This is a genomic window from Pirellulales bacterium (assembly GCA_019694455.1).
Classification (GTDB): Bacteria; Planctomycetota; Planctomycetia; order Pirellulales; family JAEUIK01; genus JAIBBY01.
This window is the reverse complement of sequence record JAIBBY010000127.1, coordinates 1-3,104: the sequence shown is the minus strand read 5'-3', so window position 1 is coordinate 3,104 and position 3,104 is coordinate 1. Positions and strand designations below refer to the sequence as shown.

Here is a 3,104-nt window from a genome sequence, read left to right as displayed (position 1 = left end):
AGCAGGGCACGGGCGGGTCGCTGACGTTTTCCAGCCAGTACGGGTTGGTGGACGTGGCACGCCTACCGGTCGTGGAGGCGGATGGCGTACCTCAACCTGTGCCTGCCACGCCGTCGAATACCAGCGATGCACCCGCGCCGCCAGGGGGGGACGACGTCTTTGCCCTGCTTGAGCGACTGGCCGATCTGCACGCTAAGGGGATCCTCAGCGCCGAGGAGTTCGCCGCCAAGAAGACAGAACTGTTGAACCGGATTTAAAGCTTTCTGCCCACCCTGATGTTACCCACGCCCCTACCAGAGATCAGAGTTTTCATCGGTCAGAGAAGAATGGGGACACCACCACCCGAAACCCGATGAAGTTGCCGCGGCCGCCGGGACCGTAGTCGCCGCGGACGGCGCAGCGCGCGTCCCTCGCAAAGTCGTCGAACGCGCCGCCCCGCAGCACCCGGCTGACGACATTGTCTGGTGCATTCAAATCTTCCCGCGCCTGACATTGCGGACCTTCCGGGGGATAGGGATAGTCGCCATACAGACTGCGCGTCCATTCCCAGACGTTGCCGCTCATCTCCTCGCAACCGTAAGGGCTGGCGCCGCCAGGGAAACAGCCTACCGCGCTGGTCGCACCGAGGCCGGTCTTGTCGTAGTTGGCGCGATTGGGGTCGGGCTCGCTTCCCCATGGATAAATCCGCCCGTCATCACTGCGGGCCGCTTTTTCCCACTCCGCCTCCGAGGGCAAGCCGATTCCTACTGAACCGTCGGCGAATCCTTGCCAGAATCGGCATTCGGATTCGGGCAGAGGGTCTGCCATGGCCAGTCGTTCGGGGGCGAGTTTGCACAACCGCCCATTCAGCCAGCGGCAGTAAGCCAAAGCCTCGTGCCAGCTCACGCCCACGACGGGATGGTTCGCGACCTCCCGCGAGGAATGCGACCCATCTCCGCTGGCTTCGACAAAAACGGCGAACTGCGCCACCGTCACCGGCCAGCGGGCCAAATAGTAACCCGGTAGCGAAATCCGGTGCAGGTCATCACCCATCTTGAAATCACCAGCAGGGATTTCGATGAAACCGAAAAACGGTTCATTCGGGAGATACCAATGCCCGGCATCGAAGCGCGGATCGCCCAAGCGCGCCAAGATGTCGCCTACGCGGGTACGCAGGATTGGCTTGGATGTTGCCGATGCCTCCAAATCGCTCAACAACACCACGATGCGCCGAGCGCACTCCGCCCGGACCGGCTCGCCGCTGTCGCGCCATTCCAGCGCCGCCGTGGCCGCCAACTCGGCGGCGGAAAATTGCGCGTTCGGTTGGCTGCCGGCTTGGGCCAGCGCGCCGATGAAATCCCGCGCCGACCGAGTGGCATTGATGGTCATATAGCCGACCAACAGCAAGATCGGTTCGCGCCACCAGGGATCGTCCAGCCGATTGTTTAGAACGGCGAGGATAGCCTCACGACCTTCTCCACCGATCACCTCCCGCAGGTAGCGCGCGACCAAGAATTCCTGAAGGGCCAGATGAATGAAGCGGTACGCGCCGTCGCGCTCTTCCAGCACGCTGCCACGCTGGCGGGCATGGCTGAGGAAGTCGTCGATGCGTGGCTTGAATTCGCTCTCCTCGCGCAACGCCTTCTTTAGCGCCGGCTCTTCGATCTCGCGTCCTTGATCGCGGCCCTGCTGGTGCATGTGGAAAGCGAGATGCTGCACCATGTCGCGATACAGCTTCCAATCCGTCGACAGTTCGCGGATGTCGCTCTCTTCGCGCCCGTAGTCTACTTGCAGCAGCGCGTTGATGGCCTTGTCAAACAGCTCGGCGCGCTCGTCGGGCAACTTGCGGTTGTTGAAATGCACGATTAACAACAGCCGCACCATGAGTGGGCTATCCACGAAAGTTTCGGCCTGCTGACCGAGCCGCGCGCGGCGTTCTTCTTCCAGCCGCCGAATGCCACCCAGCAAGTCACTCGCCTGGTCGGTGCGCAACGCTGCGTCGAGCGGGTAAATGCAGGCATAGGCCTGGCGCACCATCGGCGCGATGTGTTGCTCAAAGTCGAGCGGCTGTACGGCGATCTCGCGAAAATTTGCGCCCAGTGCCGTGCGCCCGCTGCGGTAGGCGACGGTGCGGCAGGTGACCACGACGCGCATGGCCTCGCGCCCGTGTACCAACTCTTCCACCGACTGACGCACCTCGGCGCGCTCGTTCTCGTTCGCCACTTCGTCCAGCCCATCCAACAGCAGGAGCACGTCCCGGCCGTCCTTGAGCAGCTTGACGAAGAAGTCGATGGGGAGATCGAAATCCGCCTGCTTGCTGATCAGGTGATGCGAGATGAAGTGAGCCAGGGTTCGCTCGTACGCCGGTGCGTTGCCCGCCAGGTTGCGGCGGTAACGCGCGAAGGAGGCCAAGGGCACGAAGATGGGTAGCGGTAGTTCGTTCGGCTTGCATTCCTGGGGCTTGCCCGGTTTGCCTTGCTCGTCGGGTTCGCCCGGCTTCATCAAAGGGCCAAGACGCGAACGCGCCGGATCGGGTTGACCGCTCAGTAGCGAAAACGCGAGCGCCCAGGCCATGTGCATTAGCACCGTCGTTTTGCCGGAACCTGGTCCGCCGATGATAACCAGGCGATTGCCCGACCCCAGCACCTGGTTCAAGGCGATATCCGCGCCGCCCCACCCCATCCATTTAGCGCGCAGCGGCACATAAGCCTTCTCCAGTGGCAGCAACACTACCGGCGCCCCGCCCGCCCGCTCGATGCCACGCAGTTCGATGTGTTCCGTGCGCGCTTGCAGCCAACGCAGATAGCCGGCGACCTGCTGCGCGATCTGTTCTTGGCTCAGGCGTTGGTCGCTTGCGGCGTGGTAGTGGTTGACGATCTGCCAGCCGGTGTTGATCGCACCGGTGTGATTGCCGGCGACCGCCACACCACCCGCCCCCGCTGCGACGGCGCCGTCGCCTTGGGCGATGGCGCCCGAGCCATGAAGTTCGGCGTTATTCATTTCGCGAGGTTCCGGCTGCGCCGTCCGAGGGTCTTGCGTCTTGTCGCCGAGCGCGTCGGCAACCCGAGCGATCAGCTTCCGAAAAAATGTGGGCATGATTTGGCGGCGAAGGACAGCTCTTTATT

General features: G+C 63.1%; 2 protein-coding genes. One reads left to right on the top strand and one right to left on the bottom strand.

From position 1 onward, the window contains the following. Window positions 1-257: SHOCT domain-containing protein (locus K1X71_21195; protein MBX7075666.1), on the top strand; the 257-nt coding region annotated here is incomplete at its 5' end. Between the two features lie 52 nt (window positions 258-309). Here the strand turns inward: K1X71_21195 and K1X71_21190 are convergent. After that, entirely contained in the window at window positions 310-2,979 is a 2,670-nt protein-coding gene (locus K1X71_21190) for an SUMF1/EgtB/PvdO family nonheme iron enzyme (GenBank protein MBX7075665.1), read from the bottom strand. Between the last annotated feature and the right edge of the window lie 125 nt (window positions 2,980-3,104).

Coding starts and splice junctions, on each gene's coding strand:
- K1X71_21190 (MBX7075665.1), bottom strand. CDS start 2,979: ATGAATAACGCCGAACTTCATGGCTCGGGCGCCATCGCCCAAGGCGAC.